Origin of the sequence: Brachybacterium sp. p3-SID957, from assembly GCF_025144775.1 — a bacterium.
Taxonomy (GTDB): domain Bacteria; phylum Actinomycetota; class Actinomycetes; order Actinomycetales; family Dermabacteraceae; genus Brachybacterium; species Brachybacterium epidermidis.
In genome coordinates this window covers 1-17,381 of record NZ_JALXKT010000008.1, presented here as the reverse complement: position 1 = coordinate 17,381, position 17,381 = coordinate 1, and the positions used below count along the sequence as shown (strand labels likewise).

The following is a 17,381-nucleotide window of genomic DNA, read 5'->3' as shown; positions in this document are numbered from 1 at the left end:
GAAAGGACGCCTCATGCCCCCCGTATCCCTCGACGCCCGCACCGTGATCGAGCAGATGCAGGCCGTGCGCGAGCGGCAGCCGCTGATCCAGTGCCTGACCAACCACGTCACCACCGGTTTCGTCGCCAATGTGCTGCTGGCCGTCGGGGCCGCCCCCGCCATGGTCGACAGCGCGGGCGAGTCCGAGATCTTCGCCCGCGAGGCCGCCGACGGCGTACTGGTCAACCTGGGCACCCCCCACCCGGCGCAGTGCGACGGCATCCGCGCGATCGACTACGGCGCGGACACCATGCCGCCGTGGGTGCTCGATCCGGTGGCCGTGGGCAGTCTGCCGGTGCGCACCGCCCTGGCCCAGGAACTGCTGTCCCACTCCCCCACGGTGATCCGGGGCAACGCCTCCGAGATAGTGGCCCTGGCCGGATCGGGACACGGCGGCCGGGGCGTCGACTCGACTCTCGGCACCGACGAGGCCGCCACGGCGGCCCGCGACCTGGCCGCCCGCACGCACGGGGCCGTCGCCGTCTCCGGGCCGGTGGACCTGATCGCCGATGCCTCATCGACGGTGCGCATCGCCAACGGGGACCCGATGTTCACCGAGATCACCGGGGGTGGGTGCGCCCTCGGTGCGGTCACCGCCGCGTTCGTCGCCGTCTCGCCGTCGCCGCTGGTCGGTGCGGCCTCCGCCGCGGCGGTGTACGCCATCGCGGGCGAGAAGGCCGCCGGTGATGCGGCTGGTCCCGGCACCTTCGCCGTGCACCTGCTGGATGCACTGCGGTCCCTCTCGGCCGCCGACATCATGAGCCGGGCGGACATCTCATGACCACCCCCGCGAACAATCACTCGAGCCCGGACCTGAGCCCGGGTCGCAGCCCGGACTGGCGACCACTGGATCTGTCCCTGTACCTGGTGGCCGATCATGCCGTGTGCCAGCAGGCCGGAGCGGATCTGCCCGAGGTGGTCGCCCGATCCGTCGCGGCAGGCGCCACGGTGGTCCAGATACGGGCCAAGGAGCTTCCCGGCGGCCCGTTCACCGATCTGGCCGCGCAGGTGTGCGCAGTTCTCCCGCCCTCCGTTCCGCTCCTGATCAACGACCGCATCGACGTGGTGCTGGCGCTGCGCAGACGCGGGCTGGCCTGCGCTGGCGCCCACGTGGGTCAGGCCGACCTGGACGTCCGGGATGTGCGCGCACTACTGGGGGACGAGGCCGTGATCGGTCTGAGCGCCGCCAGCCCCCAGCAGCTGCGCGCCGCGCACACCTCCGCCGCCCGGATCGACTACGTCGGCATCGGCCCACTGCACAGCACCCGCACCAAACGGGACGCACCGGCCGGGCTCGGCATCGACACCGTGATCGAACGCGCCCGGGACTGCACCCTGCCCGCGGTCGCCATCGGCGGCATCACCCCGGCGGACATGCCGGCCCTGCGGTCGGGAGGGCTCGCCGGGGCCGCCGTCGTCTCCTACATCTGCGCCTCGGCCGACCCCGGGGCGGCAACCGAACGCCTCGCGGCCGCCTGGAACGCGGCACCCACCTGGAAGCAGCAGCGATGACCACGACCCAGCCCACCGGCCCCTCCCACCCGCACACGCCGATGCCCGAAGGGCGGTGCGCCAGTCCCGGCACGGCAGGCGGCATCCCGCCCCGGGTGCTGTCCATCGCGGGCACGGACCCCACCGGGGGCGCCGGCATCCACGCCGACCTGAAGGCAATCGCGGCCTGCGGCGGTTACGGGATGGCCGCGGTCACCGCCCTGGTTGCGCAGAACACCCGGGGGGTGCGCGATGTGCATATCCCACCGCCCGCCTTCCTGCAAGAACAGCTTGAGGCCGTCAGCGACGACGTCACCGTCGATGCGGTCAAGACCGGGATGCTCTTCGACGCCGACACCATCGGCGTGGTCGCGGACTGGCTTCGGCGCACCAGCCCGCCGGTGGTGGTGATGGACCCGGTGATGGTGGCCACCAGCGGCGACCGCCTGCTGGAGGAGGACGCCGAACGCGCCATGCGCGACCTGCTCCCGCAGGTACATCTGGTCACCCCCAACGTGGATGAACTCGCCGTACTGCTCATGGACGAGCCGGCTGCCACCTGGGACCACCTGGTCTCCCAGGCCCAGCGCCTGGCCGCCAGCGCCGACGTGCTGGTGCTCGCCAAGGGCGGCCATCTCAGCGAACGCGAGGTGCGCGATGCGCTGGTCGATGCCGACGGCGTGCGGCACGTGGTCAGTTCACCGCGCATCCGCACCTCCAGCACCCACGGCACCGGATGCTCGCTGTCCGCCGCAATGGCGACGCTGAGGGTCCGTCACGGGGCCTGGGAGCCCGCTCTGAGCGCCGCCAAGCCGTGGCTGGCGCGGGCGATCGAGGACGGTCAGCACCTCCAGGTGGGGTCCGGGAACGGGCCGATCTCGCATTTCTGGGAACTGTGGGAGGCCGCGGCCGGGCGCTGACGCGCTCCTGCCCCGCCTAGACTGCGGACCATGGCCGAACACCTGTCAGCACCGGGGCCCTCGCCCTCCCGCCCCACCCGTTCCCCGTCCCCGCTGGACGCCCTGGCCGATGACTACGTCGAGCAGGTGGTGCAGGCCGACCCCTTCACCGCCACCAGCATCGGTGTGCCCGGGCACGACCACGAGGTCACCGACTACTCTCCCGCCGCCGAGGCCGCACGCACCGACGCGGCCCGCACCATGCTGGAGCGCATCGCACAGGTCGCCGATGCGGACGCCACCGATGCCGTGACCCGCGCCGCGATGACCGAGCGACTGGGCCTGCAGATCGAGCGGGCCGAGCAGCACCTGGACATCGCTGCGGTCAACAACCTCGCCTCCACGCTGCAGGTGCGGGACGTGCTGGACCTGATGCCCGCCGAGACCGCCGAGGACTGGGAGGTGCTCAGCTCCCGGATGGAGCAGATGCCCCATTCGCTGCACACCTGGGCGCAGTCCTTGCGCGAGGCCGCCTCGGCGGGCACCGTCTCGGCACGCCGGCAACTCCTGCTGGGCGCCGAGCAGGCCCGCTCCTACGCGGCGCGGGACGGCTTCTTCACCCGCTTCGCCCAGCAGGCGGTCGGCGATGAGACCCAGCGCGAGCGCGCCGCGGCGGCGGCCCGCACCGCCGCTGAGGGATACGTGCAGATCGCGGAGGTGCTGGAGGAACTGGCGTCGGCCGCCCCGGACCGCGACGCCGTGGGCAGGGAGGCCTACCCCCTGCATTCCCGCACCTTCCTGGGCACCGAGATCGACATCGACGACACCTACGCCTGGGGCATCGAGGAGCTGCGCTCGATCGTCGCCGAGCAGGAGCAGGTGGCCGAGCGGATCAACCAGCGCTACGGAACCGGCGGCGGCCGCTCGGTCAGCGCGGCCAAGGAGGCCCTGCGCAACGATCCCGAGCGCGTCCTGCACGGCACCGAGGCCCTGCGGGCGTGGATGCAGCAGCTCAGCGACAGGGCGATCGAGGATCTCGCCGGCACCCACTTCGACGTGCCCGCTCCCCTGCGGCGCCTGGAGTGCCGGATCGCGCAGACCGGCTCCGGCGGCATCTACTACACCGGTCCCAGTGAGGACCTCACCCGTCCCGGCCGCATGTGGTGGGACGTCCCGGCCGGTACCACCGAGTTCCACACCTGGGCCGAGACCACCACTGTGTACCACGAGGGGGTTCCCGGTCATCATCTGCAGGTGGGCACTCAGACCATGCAGGCCGCGTCCCTGAACCGCTGGCGCGCCCTGCTGTGCTGGGTCTCCGGGCACGGTGAGGGCTGGGCCCTGTACGCCGAGCGGCTGATGGACCAGCTGGGCTACCTCTCCGACGACGGCGACCGCCTGGGGATGCTGGATGCGCAGAGGATGCGGGCCGGGCGCGTGGTGCTGGACATCGGCCTGCACTGCGAGCTGCCGATGCCGGAGGGCCTGGCGGGCTCGGCCGGGGGCGCCTGGAGCTATGAGAAGGCCTGGGACTTCATGAGCGAGCACTGGGGCATGGCCGAGGCCGAGCAGCGCTTCGAGCTGCACCGCTACCTGGGCTGGCCCGGTCAGGCTCCCTCCTACAAGGTGGGCCAGCGCGAATGGGAGCGCCTGCGCGAGCGCGCCCTGACCCCCGCCGCCGAGGTCGCCTCCGGGGCTGAGGGCCCTGGTCCCGAGCAGGCCGCGGCGGTGCTGCGCGACTTCCACCGCCGGGCCCTCGAACTGGGCAGCGTGCCGCTGTCCGTCCTGGACGGAGCGCTGGCATGAGCGACAGCACACCGGCCGTCGAGCACACCCAGCACATCACCGAGCCGGCCACGGAGCCGCTGCCGGACACCGGCGGCGGTCCCCTGCTGCTACTGGCCTCGGCCTCCGCGGGCAGGCGCGCCACCCTGACGGCTGCCCGCATCGAGCACGACACACTGCCGGTGGATCTCGACGAGGACGCGATCCTGGACCGTGCACGCACGGCCGCCGGGGAGGCCGGCGCCCCCCTGGCAGCCGCCGAGGAGGTGCTGCTGCTGGCGCGGGAGAAGGCGCAGGCAGCGACCGAGCTCAGCGACGGCGGCTACGTGGTTCTGGGCGGTGACTCGATGCTCGAGCTGGACGGCACGGTGCTCGGCAAGCCGCGCACCGCCCAGGCCGCCGGCGAGCGCTGGCGCACGCAGCGCGGCCGCACCGCCGTGCTGCACTCGGGGCACTGGCTGATCGACGACCGCGATCCCGAGGACGGCGGCACCGGGGCCACCTTCGGCGCCACCGCCAGCTGCGAGGTCACCTTCGCCGACCTCTCCGACGAGGAGATCGACGCCTACGTCGCCACCGGGGAGCCCCTCGGCGTGGCCGGCGGCTTCACCATCGATGGCATGGGAGGACCGTTCATCACCGGTGTGAACGGGGATCCGCACGCCGTGGTGGGCCTGTCCCTGCCGCTGCTGCGCCAGATGCTCGGCGAGATCGGCATCGGGATCCACGAGCTGTGGGAGGATCTCTCCGCCCAGGGCGCGGCCGACGAACGCTGAGCCCAGCGGCCCCGGTACTAGACTCGACCCCTGTCCGCCCTCGGAAGGAAACCCCTGCCCATGGCCTCCCGCCACTCCAAGACCCGCCCACTGTCCACCGTGCTGATCGCCAACCGCGGCGAGATCGCGGTGCGCGTGGCCCGGGCCTGCCGTGACGCGGGTCTGCGCTCGGTGGCCGTGTACGCGGATCCTGACCGCGATGCCCTGCACACCGTGATCGCCGACGAGGCCTACGCCCTGGGCGGCACCACCGCCGCCAGCTCCTACCTGGTGATCGACAAGATCCTGGACATCGCGCGGCGCTCGGGTGCCGATGCCGTCCACCCCGGCTACGGCTTCCTCTCCGAGCGGGCGGACTTCGCGCAGGCCGTGATCGATGCGGGGCTGACTTGGATCGGTCCCCCGCCCGAGGCGATCGAGAAGCTGGGCGACAAGGTCTCGGCCCGACACATCGCCCAGAAGGCCGGTGCGCCGTTGGTGGCCGGCACCAAGGATCCCGTCGGCTCGAGCGACGAGGTGGTGGCCTTCGCCCGCGAGCACGGCCTGCCGATCGCGATCAAGGCGGCCTTCGGCGGCGGCGGTCGCGGCCTGAAGGTGGCCCGCGAGGAGTCCGAGGTGCGCGAGCTGTTCGACTCGGCAGTGCGGGAGGCCACCGCGGCGTTCGGGCGCGGCGAGTGCTTCGTGGAGCGCTACCTGGACTCGCCGCGCCACGTGGAGACCCAGTGCCTGGCGGACGTGCACGGCAACGTGCAGGTGGTCTCCACCCGTGACTGCTCCCTGCAGCGCCGCCACCAGAAGCTGGTGGAGGAGGCCCCGGCACCGTTCCTCTCCGCCCAGCAGAACGCACAGCTGGTGAGCGCCTCCAAGGCGATCCTCCGGGAGGCCGGGTACGTGGGTGCCGGCACCTGCGAGTTCCTCGTGGGGGTCGACGGCACCATCTCCTTCCTGGAGGTCAACACCCGCCTTCAGGTCGAGCACCCGGTCTCCGAGGAGGTCACCGGGATCGACCTGGTGCGCGAGCAGCTGCGGATCGCAGCGGGCGAGCAGGTCAGCGAGACCGATCCGGAGGTGCGCGGCCACTCCTTCGAGTTCCGCATCAACGGCGAGGACGCCGGGCGCGGGTTCATGCCGGCCCCGGGACGGGTCCAGCGCTTCGAGCCCCCGGCCGGCCCGGGGGTGCGGCTCGACACCGGCGTGCGCGCCGGGGACGAGGTCTCCGGGGCGTTCGACTCGATGCTGGCCAAGCTGATCGTCACCGGGGCCACCCGCACGGAGGCGCTCGAGCGCTCACGGCGGGCCCTGGCGGAGTTCCGCATCGACGGCGTGCCCACCGTGCTGCCCTTCCACCGACAGGTGGTCGAGCACCCGGCCTTCGCGCCGCAGGACCCCTCGGAGCCCTTCAGCGTGCACACCCGCTGGATCGAGACGGACTTCGACGGCGAGATCGCGCCGGCTCCGCTGCCGGCCCAGCCCGAGGAGCCGGAGGACCGCGAGGCCGTGGTGGTCGAGGTCGACGGTCGCCGGGTGGAGATCAGCCTGCCGGCCTCCCTGCGTGCACCGCAGGCGGCCGTGCGCCAGCGCCGCAAGCGCGCCCACCGCGGCGTGGGCGGGGGTGCGGCCGCCGGCGGCGGCACGGTCACCGCTCCCATGCAGGGCACCATCGTGAAGATCGTCGCCGAGGAGGGCCGCAGCGTGGCCGACGGCGACCTGCTGCTGGTGCTCGAGGCGATGAAGATGGAGCAGCCCATCACCGCGCACCGCTCCGGGGTGGTGACGGGCCTGACCGCGGAGATCGGCGCGACCGTCTCGGCCGGCGCCGTTCTGTGCACGATCGAGGACTGACAGGCCCGTCCCATCCGTCGCGCGCGGTCGCCGCGCGACCGGGGGCTGAGTCGCTGCGCGATCGCGCACGCCGAGTCGATCGGTGCCGCGCAGCGCATCTCCCCGCGCCGCTCAGCGGATCAGTCGGCCCCGCGCAGCTGCCGGGCGGCCTCGGCCATCGACCCTGTCAGTGACGGGTACACGGTGAAGGTGTCGGCCACCTGTTCGGCCGTGAGCCGATGGGTCACCGCCATGGCGTAGGGCAGGATCAGTTCGCTGGCCCGCGGCGCCACCACCACGGCCCCGATCACGGTGTGGGAGCCGGGGCGCACCATCAGCTTCACGAAGCCCTCGGAGATGCCCTGCATCTTGGCCCTCGGGTTCGTGGCCAGGGGCAGCATCCGCACCTCGCCGCTGATCTCCCCGTCCAGGATCTCCTTCTCGCTCACCCCGACCACGGCGATCTCCGGGCTGGTGAACACCGCCGAGGAGACATGCGCGGAGATCAGCGGGGAGACCGCATCGCCCAGGGCGTGGTACATGGCGATCCGTCCCTGCATGGCCGCCACCGACGCCAACGGGTACACCCCGGTGCAGTCCCCGGCCGCGTAGATGCCGCGCACAGAGGTGCGGGAGACGCGGTCGGTGACGACATGGCCGCTGTCGCGCATCCGCACCCCGGCCTCCTCCAGGCCCAGGCCCGCGGTGTTGGGGATCCCTCCCAGCGCCATCAGCACGTGGCTGCCGCGCACCTCCTCTCCGGAGGTCAGCTCCACCACCACGTGCTGCTCAGCCCCCTCGCCGACGACGCGGGCGGAAGCCGCCCGGGAGCGGGAGCGCAGGGTGACACCGCGGCGGGCGAAAGCCGCCTCGAGCACGTCGGCGGCATCCGCATCGGTGCCGGGCAGCACCTGGTCGCGGGAGGAGACCAGGGTGACCTCGCTGCCGAGGGCCCGGTAGGCGCTGGCGAACTCGGCACCGGTGACGCCGGAGCCCACCACAATCAGGTGCTCGGGCAGCTCGGTGAGGGTGTACAGCTGGGTCCAGTTCAGGATCCTGTGCCCATCGGCCGGGGAGTCGGCGAGCTCACGGGGCGTGGCGCCGACCGCCACCAGCAGCACGTCCCCCTCGCCCTCGTCGATCACCTCGCCCTCGCCGTCCAGCACCTCCACCCGGTGCGGGCCTGCCAGGCGGCCACGGCCCTCGATCAGCGTCACCCCTGCCTCCACGAGGCTCTCCCGGATGTCGGCGGACTGTTTGTCGGCCAGGCGGCGCACGCGCTCGTTGACGGCCCCGAGGTCCACGCTCAGCGTGCGTGAGGTGGGGGTCGCGGCGGAGTCTGCGTCCCGGATGCCCAGGTCCTGCGAATCCGCCACCAGGTCCAGCACATCGGCGGTGGCGATCAGCGTCTTGGAGGGGACCACGTCGGTGAGCACGGCGGCGCCGCCGATGCCTCGCTCCTCGATGAGCACGGTCTCCACCCCGTGCCGCGCGGCGGTGAGGGCCGCCTCGTAGCCGCCAGGGCCGCCACCGATGATCACCACCCGGGGGTGCTCACCGGCCTTGGTGACGCGATCGGGATCGGAGGGAAGCGCGGTACTGGGATCTCTCACGCCCCCATTGTGTCTCAGAATGTGACTCGCCCGTGCACGGTCGCGCCGACTGCGCTCGGCCCAGGGGTCTGCGCTAGGTTCTGTGCCATGGACGAGACCACCACTGCCCCGGATCCGTACTCGCTGGCGAAGGAGGCCGCCGCCGCGATCGCGAGCAGCAGCGGCATCGCGGCCCATGACCTCGCACTGGTGCTCGGCTCAGGGTGGTCCGGCGCCGCGGACCTGCTGGGAGAGACCGTGTGGCAGGCCGACGCCACCACGATCCCCGGGTTCAGGCCGCCCGCCGTGCCGGGCCACGTGGGCACTCTGCGCTCCATCCGCATCGAGGCCAGCGGCGCGCATGCCCTGGTGCTGGGGGCGCGCACGCACCTGTACGAGGGCACCGGTGTGGGGCCCGTGGTGCACGGTGTGCGCACTGCGGCCGCCGCGGGCTGCCGCACCATGGTGCTGACCAACGGCTGCGGCGGGATCGACCCGTCCTGGTCGCCCGGCACCCCGGTGCTGATCGCGGACCAGATCAACTTCACCGGCACCACTCCGCTGGCCGGTGCGAACTTCGTGGACCTCACCGACGTGTACACCCCGGCGCTGCGCGACGTGGCGCGGGAGGTCGATCCCTCGCTGGAGGAAGGCGTGTACATGCAGTTCCGCGGCCCGACGTACGAGACCCCGGCCGAGGTGCGGATGGCCCGCACCATGGGAGCCACCCTGGTGGGGATGTCCACGGCGCTGGAGGCGATCGCCGCACGCGAGGCCGGGATGGACGTCCTGGGCATCTCCCTGGTGACCAACCTGGCCGCCGGTATCAGCGCCGAAGCCCTCAGCCACGAGGAGGTGCTCGAGGCCGGCCGGGAGGCGGGCCCGCGCATCTCCCGCCTGCTGGCCGAGACGGTGCGCCGGATCACCGGCCCCGGCACCACGGATACCACCGATGAGGAGCCCACCCCATGAACCCGGACCAGGACCTCCTGACCCGCGCAAAGGCCTGGGGCGAGGACGACCCCGATCCCATGACCCGTGCGGCGCTGACCTCCCTGGTGGAGCAGGCCGCCTCCGGGGACGAGGCCGCGCAGGCGGAGCTCGCCGATGCCTTCACCGGCACCCTCCAGTTCGGCACCGCGGGACTGCGGGGACGGATGGGGCCGGGACCGAACCGGATGAACCTCGCGGTGGTCTCCCGTGCCGCCCGGGGCCTCGCCGATCACCTCACCGGTGACCTCGGCCTCGATCGGCCTCAGGTGGTGATCGGCCACGACGCCCGCCACAACTCCCGCGCCTTCGCCGAGCGCTCCGCCGCGATCATGACCGCGGCGGGCTGTCGGGTGCAGCTGTTCGACACCCACCAGCCCACCCCCCTGGCGGCCTTCGCCGTGCGGCACCTGGAGGCCGATGCGGGCGTGGTGGTCACCGCCTCCCACAACCCGCCTGCCGACAACGGCTACAAGGTGTACCTGGGCGGGCGGGCAGCCGCTCCCGAGGGCCGCGGCGTGCAGATCGTCCCGCCGTCGGACGCGCACATCGCGGCCCGTATCGCGGCCGTGGGGCCCGTGCTGGGGATCGAGGTGGCCGAGTCCGGCTGGGAGATCCTGGGCGACCGCGTCGAGGAGCACTACCTGGAGGCCATCTGCGCGCTGCCGGATCCCGACTCCCCGCGGGAGGTGCGGATCGTGCACACCGCCATGCACGGCGTGGGCACCCGCATCGCCCTGGCGGCCCTGCACCGCGCCGGCTTCACCGACGTGCACTCGGTGGCCAAGCAGGCCGACCCCGACCCGGACTTCCCCACCGTGTCCTTCCCGAACCCGGAGGAGCCCGGGGCGATCGACCTGGCGCTCGAGCTGGCCGCCACCGTCGAGGCCGACGTGGTGATCGCCAACGATCCCGATGCGGACCGCTGCGCGGCCGCCGTTCTGGACCCGCACCTGGGGCGCTGGCGGATGCTCACCGGTGACGAGCTGGGCGTGCTGCTGGGCGAGCACCTGGTGCGCCGCCACGGCTACCGGGGCACCTTGGCCCGCTCCCTGGTCTCCAGTCGCTGGCTGGACCGGGTGGCGCAGGATGCCGGTACCGAGGCCACCACCACCCTGACCGGCTTCAAGTGGATCTCCCGCGCCCCGGGCATCTCCTTCGGCTACGAGGAGGCCATCGGCTACTGCGTGCTGCCGGACGTGGTGCGGGACAAGGACGGGCTCTCCGCCGCCCTCATGGTCGCGGAGATGGCCGCGGAGGCGAAGGCCGAGGGCACCACACTGGTGGGCCGGCTCGATGCGCTGGCGCGCCGCGACGGGCTGTACGCCACCTCGCAGCTGTCGGTGCGGGTCGAGGACCTCTCCCTGATCGGCACCATGATGCGCACCATCCGCACCTCCCCGCCCGGTGAGCTGGCGGGGTCGCCCGTGGTCGAGAACCAGGACCTCTCCCAGGGCTCGGTGGGGACCACTGGCCTGCCACCCACCGAGGGGATCCTGCTGCTGTGCGAGGACGACACCCGGGTGGTGGTGCGCCCCTCCGGCACCGAGCCGAAGCTCAAGTGCTACCTGGAGGTCGTCGAGCCCGTCGCTGCTGGGGCCGACGAGGCGGCGCTGGGGCAGGCCCGCCGTCGCGCGGCCGAGCGGCTCACGCGCGTCACCGAGGACCTGCGCCAGGTGCTCGGGCAGTCCTGAGCCGGGCTCAGTACCCGGACCCGCCGGCACCGCCCTCGAGCACCGCCCGCGAGGAGGACAGGCCCAGCCGGCTGGCACCGGCGGCGACCATCGCCTCGGCGGCCGCGCGGTCACGGATGCCGCCGGAGGCCTTGACGCCGAGACGGTCGCCGACGGTGCGGCGCATCAGGGCCACGGCGTGCTCACTCGCGCCCCCGGCGGGGTGGAAGCCGGTGGAGGTCTTCACGAAGTCGGCACCGGCCTGCTCCGCGGCCTCGCACACGGCGACGATCTGCTCGTCGCTCAGCGCGGCGGACTCGATGATCACCTTGAGCACGGTGGGCTTCGGCGCGGCCTCGCGCACCTCCGCGATCTCCTCGCGCACGGCGTCGAACTCACCGGCGCGGGCCAGGCCCACGTTGATCACCATGTCCACCTCGTCGGCCCCCTTGGAGACCGCGTCGGCGGCCTCGGCGGCCTTCACGGAGGGGGCGTGCTGCCCGGAGGGGAAGCCGCACACGGTGGCGACCTTGACCGTGGTGTCCACCGGCAGCATCGACGGTGAGACGCACACCGAGTAAGTGCCCAGCTCCTCCGCCTCCCGCAGCAGGGACTCCACGTCGGCCCGGGTGGACTCGGGCTTGAGCAGAGTGTGGTCGATGAGGGCGGCGAGGTCGTTGTTCTCGATGGAGTTCATGGGCAGATCCTCCCAGACCAGGTGGCTTCCTGTCTCATCGGACGGGCGCCTGGACGCGCCTGGGCTGACCTAGAATGGACGGCCGTCACCACATCCCGCCCCCGTCCCGGTGCACCGCGCCGCATCGTGCTGGTCGCCGGTCCCTCGGGCAGCGGGAAGGGGGAGATGTCCAGGCGCTGCGGCCTGCCCACGGTGGGGCTGGACGAGTTCTACCGCGATCAGGACGATCCGGGTCTCCCCCACCGCTTCGGGATCGTGGACTGGGACGACCCGGTCTCCTGGAACGCCGGTGCCGCGCTGGAGTCGCTCACCGCGCTCGCCCACGACGGGGCCGCCGAGGTGCCGGTGTACTCGATCTCCGAGTCCCGCCGCAAGGGCAGCCGCATCCTCGATGCCGGGGATGCACCGCTGATCGTCGCCGAGGGCATCTTCGCCGCCGAGCTGGTCGCTCCCCTGGCAGCCGCCGGTCTGCTGGCCGACGCCCTGGTGCTGGACCGGCCCGTGCCGGTGGTGTTCGGGCTGCGTCTGGTGCGGGATCTGTCCGAGGCCCGCAAGCCGCCCCTGACGCTGCTGCGTCGCGGCTGGGCACTTGCCGGGGAGCAGCGAGCGGACGTGATCCGGTGGCGCAGTGCCGGGATGTGTCCGGTGGTGCTGCGGGCCGGGATCGCCCGACTGCGCCGACTGACGGGGGTGGCCGAGGCCGATCGGAACATCACCGCCTGCAGGCAGCATCCGGCGGCGCACGACTGGCACCGCTGATGGTCCGCCACATCCTGCCGGCGCTGCGGGCGCGGTGACACGCGCAGTCGCGCGTTGCGGGGTATCGCGTTGCGGGGTATTACGACCGCCGGGCGCCGTTCCCCCGTGGCGACAGCGCGGCCCCGCGCGGGCCGGCTGGGATCAGGCGATGCGGTCGATGACGATGCGGCGCTGCGGCAGCTCGGTGCCGGGGGAGGCGTAGGACCACGAGCCCTGGATCGCTTCGGTCGCACGAGCGATCCGCTCCGGGGTGTCGGTGTGCAGTCGAGCGATGACGTCGCCGCTGCGCACCTGGTCGCCCACGTGCGCCAGGATCTCGACCCCGGCGGCGGCCTGCACGGACTCCCCGGGGCGCGAGCGTCCGGCTCCCAGGCGCCAGGCGGCCACGCCCACACCCATGGCGTCCAGCCCCTCGACCACGCCGTCGTGATCGGCCCGAAGCTCCTCGACGTGCTTCGCGGTGGGCAGCGGTGCGTCCACATCGCCGCCCTGGGCGGTGATCATGGCCCGCCAGGCGTCCATCGCACGGCCGTCGGCGAGCGCGCTCTCCACATCGGCGTCGTGCACCCCGGAGGCCTCGAGCATCTCGCGGGCCAGTGCGCAGGTCAGCTCCACCACGTCGGCGGGGCCCCCGCCGGCGAGGACCTCCAGGGACTCGCGCACCTCCAGTGCGTTGCCGGCCGTTCGGCCCAGCGGTGCCGACATGTCGGTGAGCAGGGCGACGGTGCGCACTCCAGCATCGGAGCCGAGGTCCACCATGGTGCGGGCCAGCTCGCGCGCATCGGACTCCTCGCGCATGAAGGCGCCGGCACCGGTCTTGACGTCGAGGGTGAGGGCGGCGGTGCCCTCGGCGATCTTCTTGGACATGATCGAGCTGGCGATCAGCGGGATCGCCTCGACGGTGGCGGTGACGTCACGCAGGGCGTACAGCTTCTTGTCGGCGGGGGCCAGGCCGGAACCGGCCGCGCAGATCACCGCACCCACCTCCTCGAGCTGCCGCATCATCTCCTCGTTGCTGAGGTCAGCGCGCCAGCCGGGGATCGCCTCGAGCTTGTCGAGGGTGCCGCCGGTGTGGCCGAGCCCGCGGCCGGACAGCTGGGGCACCGCCACCCCGTAGGAGGCCACCAGGGGGGCCAGGGGAAGGGTGATCTTGTCCCCCACCCCGCCGGTGGAGTGCTTGTCGGTGGTGGGCTTGGACAGGGAGGAGAAGTCCATCCGCTCGCCGCTGGCGATCATCGCCGCGGTCCAGCGGGAGATCTCCTCACGATCCATGCCGTTGAGGAAGATCGCCATCGCCAGGGCGGACATCTGCTGCTCGGCCACGACGCCACGGGTGTAGGCGTCGATCACCCAGTCGATCTGCTCCGGCGTGAGCCGGTCCCCGTCGCGCTTGGTGCGGATCACCTCGACGGCGTCGAAGGGCTCCACGGCAGAAGTGCGGTTCTCGTTCACAGGTGTCCCATCGGTGGTGGTGCGGAGATCGGTGATGCCCGCGCTGTGCGGGGCGACCGGCCGATCGGGGGTGGGGCGGGGTCCGTTCGGGGTCAGGCCAGTCCCATGTCCGCCGGCCCGAAGGCCTGCGGCAGGATCCCCTCGAGGTCCCTCACCCCCTGCGGGGTGAGGATGGCGAAGTCGTCCGCGGCGTGCTCGGACAGCAGCTGGCGGCAGCGGCCGCAGGGCATGATCACATCTCCCTGGCCGTTGACGCACACGAAGGCGGTGAGCTTTCCGCCGCCCCCGGCGATCAGCTCGCTGACCATGCCGCACTCGGCGCACAGGGTGACGCCGTAGCCGGCGTTCTCCACGTTGCAGCCGGTGACGATGCGACCGTCGTCCGCGCGACCGGCGGCACCCACCGAGTACCCGGAGTACGGGGCGTAGGCGCGATGCACCACGTCGCGGGCGGCGGTGAGCAGCTCGTCGAACGGCGCGCCAGCGGCGCCCTGGGCGTGCTCGGGGACGGAGGAGGGTGTGGTCACGGGGTCTCCTGGGTCACTGCTTGACGTAGGGGATGCCGTCCGCGGCGGGAACGCGCACGCGGCCCACCACGCCGGCGACCGCGAACAGTGCGACCACGTAGGGCAGCATCAGCAGGAAGTCACCGGGGATGCTCACGCCGCCCTCGGCGGCGCTCATGGTGCCCAGGCGCAGCTGCAGCGAGTCGGCGAAGGCGAAGGTGAGCGCGGCCAGCAGCGCCCCGACGGGGTGGTAGCGGCCCAGGATCATGGCGGCCAGGGCGATGTAGCCCTTGCCGGCGGACATGTCCTCGCCGAAGGCCACACCGGTGCCGATGGTGAGCATCGCGCCTCCCAGGCCGGCCACGGCCGAGCCCAGCAGCACGTTGGACCAGCGGGTGGGGTTGACCTTGATGCCGACGGTGTCAGCGGCCCGCGGGTGCTCGCCGACCGCGCGGACCCGCAGTCCCCAGCGGGTGCGGAACAGGGCGATGGTCAGCACGACCACGATGACCCACATCAGGTACACCAGGATGTTCTGCTCGAACAGGGCCGAGCCGATCAGCGGGATGTCCGCCAGCAGGGGGATCCGCAGGGTGGGCAGTCGCATGGGGGAGTTGAACATCCCGGGGTTCGCGCTCATCACCGAGCCGAAGAAGAACGAGGTGATGCCCACGGCGAACACGTTCAGCACCACGCCGACGATGATCTGCTGCACCTGGTACCCCACGGCGAACAGAGCCAGCAGGGCACCCATCAGCACCGCCACCAGCGGGGCCGCGATCAGGCCGGCCCACACATTGCCCAGCAGGGAGCCCACCAGTGCGGCACCGAACGCACCGAACAGCAGCTGACCCTCGATGGCGATGTTGATGACACCGGCGCGCTCGGACAGCACACCGGACAGCGCACCGAAGGCGAGGGGGACGGCGAGGATGACCGTGGACTGCAGCAGGGTCCCGACGCTGAGGGATCGCTCGGAGATCACCCAGGTCATGAAGGACAGCACCCAGGCCACCGCGAAGATGCCCACCAGGGTGTTGCGGATCGCAGGGCGCAGGCGGTGGGGCCGGGACTGGAGTGCCCACAGCGCCGCCGAGGCGAGCAGCGCGATCACCGCGAGCACGATGGAGGCGGCCATGGACGGGACGGTCACCTGCTCGGGAAGGATCCCCAGCGGGTTCAGGTCCTTCTCACGGGCGATGCCGTAGGTGCTGGAGGCGCCGGGGATGCCGCGCAGCCCGAAGAAGATCAGTCCCAGCACGCCCAGGATGGTGGTGGTCAGCGGCAGGTGCCACCACGTGGAGGGACGCTCGTCGACGACGGCCTTCTGGACGACGGCGTCATCGGAGGCCAGGCGCGTGGTGGCGCTCATCGGTCCCCTCCCTTCGTCTCGGTCCGGGCCCCGGACCGCTCAGCACTGCCCGGTGGTTCGGCGGGGTCAGGCGCCGCACTGCTGCCCGAGAAGGAGGGTGCCTCGCTGGTCGCAGCGCTGCTGGTGCTCACGACGGAGGAACCACCGTTCCGGGTGGCCCCCGTGCGGTCCTCCCCTGCTCCGGAGGCGGCACGGGCACGGCGGCGCCGCTCGCCCGCTCCGGGGTTGTCCACGCGGCGCAGGCCGATCAGGGTGCGCACCAGCGGCGGCGCCGCGATGAACAGCACCACCAGGGCCTGGATCACGGAGACCAGGTCCAGGGGCACGCCCTGCTGGGTCTCCATGTAGCGGCCGCCGGTGGACAGGCCCGCGAACAGCAGGCCGGCCAGCACGATGCCCACCGGCCCGGAGCGGCCCAGCAGGGCGACGGTGATCGCATCGAAGCCGAGCGAGCCGGCGATGCCGTCGGTGAGGCGCTTCTCGGTGCCCAGGATGTGCACGGCGCCGGCCAGGCCCACCAGGGCGCCGGCCACCGCCATCACGGCGAAGGAGGCGCGGGCCGGGGAGATGCCGGCCACGCGGGCGGCGCGCGGGTTGGAGCCGACGGCGCGGAACTGGAACCCGAGGGTGGAGCGGTTCATCAGCCACCACAGGAACACCACCACGGCGATGGCCAGCAGGATGCCGGCGTGGAGGCGGAACTGGCTGCCCAGCAGCAGCGGCAGGGAGGCGGTGTCCTTCACGGAGGGCGAGGTGGGCTGGGACTGGTTGGCGCCGGTGAACGCACTGGTCTTCAGGGCGAAGAACAGCAGGTAGGTGGCGATCCAGTTCAGCATGATGGTGCTGATGACCTCGTTGGCGCCGAAGCGGGCCTTGAGGAAGCCTGCGATCCCGCCCCAGAACGCACCGGCGATGACACCCACGACCAGGGCCACCAGCAGGTGGATCACGATCGGGAGCTGGAAGGTGAAGCCCACATAGCCGGCCACCATGGCACCGACGATCAGCTGGCCGGTGCCGCCGATGTTGAACAGGCCGGCGCGGAAGCCCACCGCCATGCCGCAGGCCGCGATCACCAGGGGGGTGGCGATGGTGAGGGTCTCCGTGAGGGGGCGCAGGCCGCGCATCAGCGCGGGACCCCACACGTAGGTGCCCGTGCCGCCGTCGGCTCGCAGCGACTCCAGGGTGCGGGTGAAGCCGGGGAAGTCGAACACGGCTCCGCGGAACATCGCCGCGTAGGCCTGGCTGATCGACTGCCAGGCGGCACTGAAGGTGTCCCCCGGACGCGCGAAGAAGTAGCCGAGGGCCTCGCGCACCTCGGTGTCGGCGATCAGGATCAGGATCGAACCGATGATGAAGGCGAACACGAAGCTGGCGACCACCACCAGCAGGTTGCCTCGGGCGATGTCCTGCACCAACCGGCCCCAGCGGTCCTGCGAGGGGTCCGCAGGCGGCGGGGCCTCGGAGCCGGTGCCGCCGGAGCCGACGCCCGGGGCGCTGCCCTGCTCCGCGGCGGAGGGGGTCACGGC

General features: G+C 72.4%; 15 protein-coding genes. 9 read left to right on the top strand and 6 right to left on the bottom strand.

Annotated features, from left to right (window positions below; all coding sequences use genetic code 11):
* Nucleotides 1–13 precede the first annotated feature (13 nt).
* Genes thiM through M3B01_RS02925 form a run of 6 tightly spaced genes read left to right on the top strand, consistent with a single transcriptional unit; the run spans nt 14 to nt 6,832 of the window.
* Nucleotides 14–820, top strand: a complete 807-nt coding sequence (thiM, locus tag M3B01_RS02950; protein ID WP_259789327.1) for a hydroxyethylthiazole kinase — start codon at nt 14–16, stop codon at nt 818–820.
* Entirely contained in the window at nt 817–1,551 is a 735-nt protein-coding gene (thiE, locus tag M3B01_RS02945; RefSeq protein WP_193864650.1) for a thiamine phosphate synthase, read from the top strand. Before thiM ends, thiE begins: the two co-directional genes overlap by 4 nt.
* Complete coding sequence (gene thiD, locus M3B01_RS02940) at nt 1,548–2,450, top strand: bifunctional hydroxymethylpyrimidine kinase/phosphomethylpyrimidine kinase (RefSeq protein ID WP_193864648.1); 903 nt, start codon at nt 1,548–1,550, stop codon at nt 2,448–2,450. Before thiE ends, thiD begins: the two co-directional genes overlap by 4 nt.
* A gap of 30 nt (nt 2,451–2,480) precedes the next feature.
* Nucleotides 2,481–4,235 (top strand): DUF885 domain-containing protein, encoded by a 1,755-nt coding sequence (locus M3B01_RS02935; protein WP_259789326.1) that lies wholly within the window; start codon nt 2,481–2,483, stop codon nt 4,233–4,235.
* Nucleotides 4,232–4,990, top strand: a complete 759-nt coding sequence (locus M3B01_RS02930; protein ID WP_259789325.1) for a nucleoside triphosphate pyrophosphatase — start codon at nt 4,232–4,234, stop codon at nt 4,988–4,990. Before M3B01_RS02935 ends, M3B01_RS02930 begins: the two co-directional genes overlap by 4 nt.
* 60 nt (nt 4,991–5,050) lie before the next feature.
* Nucleotides 5,051–6,832 (top strand): biotin carboxylase N-terminal domain-containing protein, encoded by a 1,782-nt coding sequence (locus M3B01_RS02925; protein ID WP_259789324.1) that lies wholly within the window; start codon nt 5,051–5,053, stop codon nt 6,830–6,832.
* 119 nt (nt 6,833–6,951) lie between these two features.
* On the opposite strand, the gene M3B01_RS02920 is transcribed toward M3B01_RS02925, so the two are convergent.
* Nucleotides 6,952–8,424 (bottom strand): NAD(P)H-quinone dehydrogenase, encoded by a 1,473-nt coding sequence (locus tag M3B01_RS02920; protein ID WP_259789323.1) that lies wholly within the window; start codon nt 8,422–8,424, stop codon nt 6,952–6,954.
* Nucleotides 8,425–8,511: 87 nt separating this feature from the next.
* Between M3B01_RS02920 and M3B01_RS02915 the strand changes: the two genes are divergently transcribed.
* Entirely contained in the window at nt 8,512–9,375 is an 864-nt protein-coding gene (locus M3B01_RS02915; protein ID WP_259789322.1) for a purine-nucleoside phosphorylase, read from the top strand.
* Complete coding sequence (locus tag M3B01_RS02910; RefSeq protein ID WP_259789321.1) at nt 9,372–11,087, top strand: phospho-sugar mutase; 1,716 nt, start codon at nt 9,372–9,374, stop codon at nt 11,085–11,087. Before M3B01_RS02915 ends, M3B01_RS02910 begins: the two co-directional genes overlap by 4 nt.
* Nucleotides 11,088–11,094: 7 nt before the next feature.
* Here M3B01_RS02910 and deoC read toward each other — a convergent pair whose 3' ends face one another.
* Nucleotides 11,095–11,763, bottom strand: coding sequence for a deoxyribose-phosphate aldolase (gene deoC, locus M3B01_RS02905; RefSeq protein ID WP_259789320.1), 669 nt, complete (start codon nt 11,761–11,763; stop codon nt 11,095–11,097).
* A 165-nt stretch (nt 11,764–11,928) separates the two neighbouring features.
* Between deoC and M3B01_RS02900 the strand changes: the two genes are divergently transcribed.
* Nucleotides 11,929–12,522, top strand: a complete 594-nt coding sequence (locus M3B01_RS02900; protein WP_259789319.1) for an ATP-binding protein — start codon at nt 11,929–11,931, stop codon at nt 12,520–12,522.
* A 141-nt stretch (nt 12,523–12,663) separates the two neighbouring features.
* Here the strand turns inward: M3B01_RS02900 and M3B01_RS02895 are convergent, their stop codons facing one another.
* From M3B01_RS02895 to M3B01_RS02880, 4 genes are all read right to left on the bottom strand, one after another.
* Nucleotides 12,664–13,974, bottom strand: coding sequence for a thymidine phosphorylase (locus tag M3B01_RS02895; RefSeq protein ID WP_259789318.1), 1,311 nt, complete (start codon nt 13,972–13,974; stop codon nt 12,664–12,666).
* Nucleotides 13,975–14,066: 92 nt separating this feature from the next.
* Nucleotides 14,067–14,501 carry a cytidine deaminase gene (locus tag M3B01_RS02890; RefSeq protein WP_259789317.1) on the bottom strand — a complete coding sequence of 145 codons (435 nt, stop codon included), beginning with the start codon at nt 14,499–14,501 and terminating at the stop codon, nt 14,067–14,069.
* A 13-nt stretch (nt 14,502–14,514) separates the two neighbouring features.
* Entirely contained in the window at nt 14,515–15,852 is a 1,338-nt protein-coding gene (locus tag M3B01_RS02885; RefSeq protein WP_193864640.1) for an ABC transporter permease, read from the bottom strand.
* A partial coding sequence (locus M3B01_RS02880; RefSeq protein ID WP_311203191.1) for an ABC transporter permease occupies nt 15,849–17,381 on the bottom strand: 1,533 nt, incomplete at its 5' end. The genes M3B01_RS02885 and M3B01_RS02880, both read right to left, overlap by 4 nt.

What these genes read in the sequence shown, in the direction of transcription:
- thiD (WP_193864648.1), top strand. Translation starts at nt 1,548, where the DNA reads ATGACCACGACCCAGCCCACCGGCCCCTCCCACCCGCACACGCCGATG.
- M3B01_RS02925 (WP_259789324.1), top strand. Translation starts at nt 5,051, where the DNA reads ATGGCCTCCCGCCACTCCAAGACCCGCCCACTGTCCACCGTGCTGATC.
- M3B01_RS02915 (WP_259789322.1), top strand. Translation starts at nt 8,512, where the DNA reads ATGGACGAGACCACCACTGCCCCGGATCCGTACTCGCTGGCGAAGGAG.
- thiM (WP_259789327.1), top strand. Translation starts at nt 14, where the DNA reads ATGCCCCCCGTATCCCTCGACGCCCGCACCGTGATCGAGCAGATGCAG.
- M3B01_RS02900 (WP_259789319.1), top strand. Translation starts at nt 11,929, where the DNA reads ATGTCCAGGCGCTGCGGCCTGCCCACGGTGGGGCTGGACGAGTTCTAC.
- deoC (WP_259789320.1), bottom strand. Translation starts at nt 11,763, where the DNA reads ATGAACTCCATCGAGAACAACGACCTCGCCGCCCTCATCGACCACACT.
- M3B01_RS02930 (WP_259789325.1), top strand. Translation starts at nt 4,232, where the DNA reads ATGAGCGACAGCACACCGGCCGTCGAGCACACCCAGCACATCACCGAG.
- M3B01_RS02935 (WP_259789326.1), top strand. Translation starts at nt 2,481, where the DNA reads ATGGCCGAACACCTGTCAGCACCGGGGCCCTCGCCCTCCCGCCCCACC.
- thiE (WP_193864650.1), top strand. Translation starts at nt 817, where the DNA reads ATGACCACCCCCGCGAACAATCACTCGAGCCCGGACCTGAGCCCGGGT.
- M3B01_RS02910 (WP_259789321.1), top strand. Translation starts at nt 9,372, where the DNA reads ATGAACCCGGACCAGGACCTCCTGACCCGCGCAAAGGCCTGGGGCGAG.
- M3B01_RS02885 (WP_193864640.1), bottom strand. Translation starts at nt 15,852, where the DNA reads ATGAGCGCCACCACGCGCCTGGCCTCCGATGACGCCGTCGTCCAGAAG.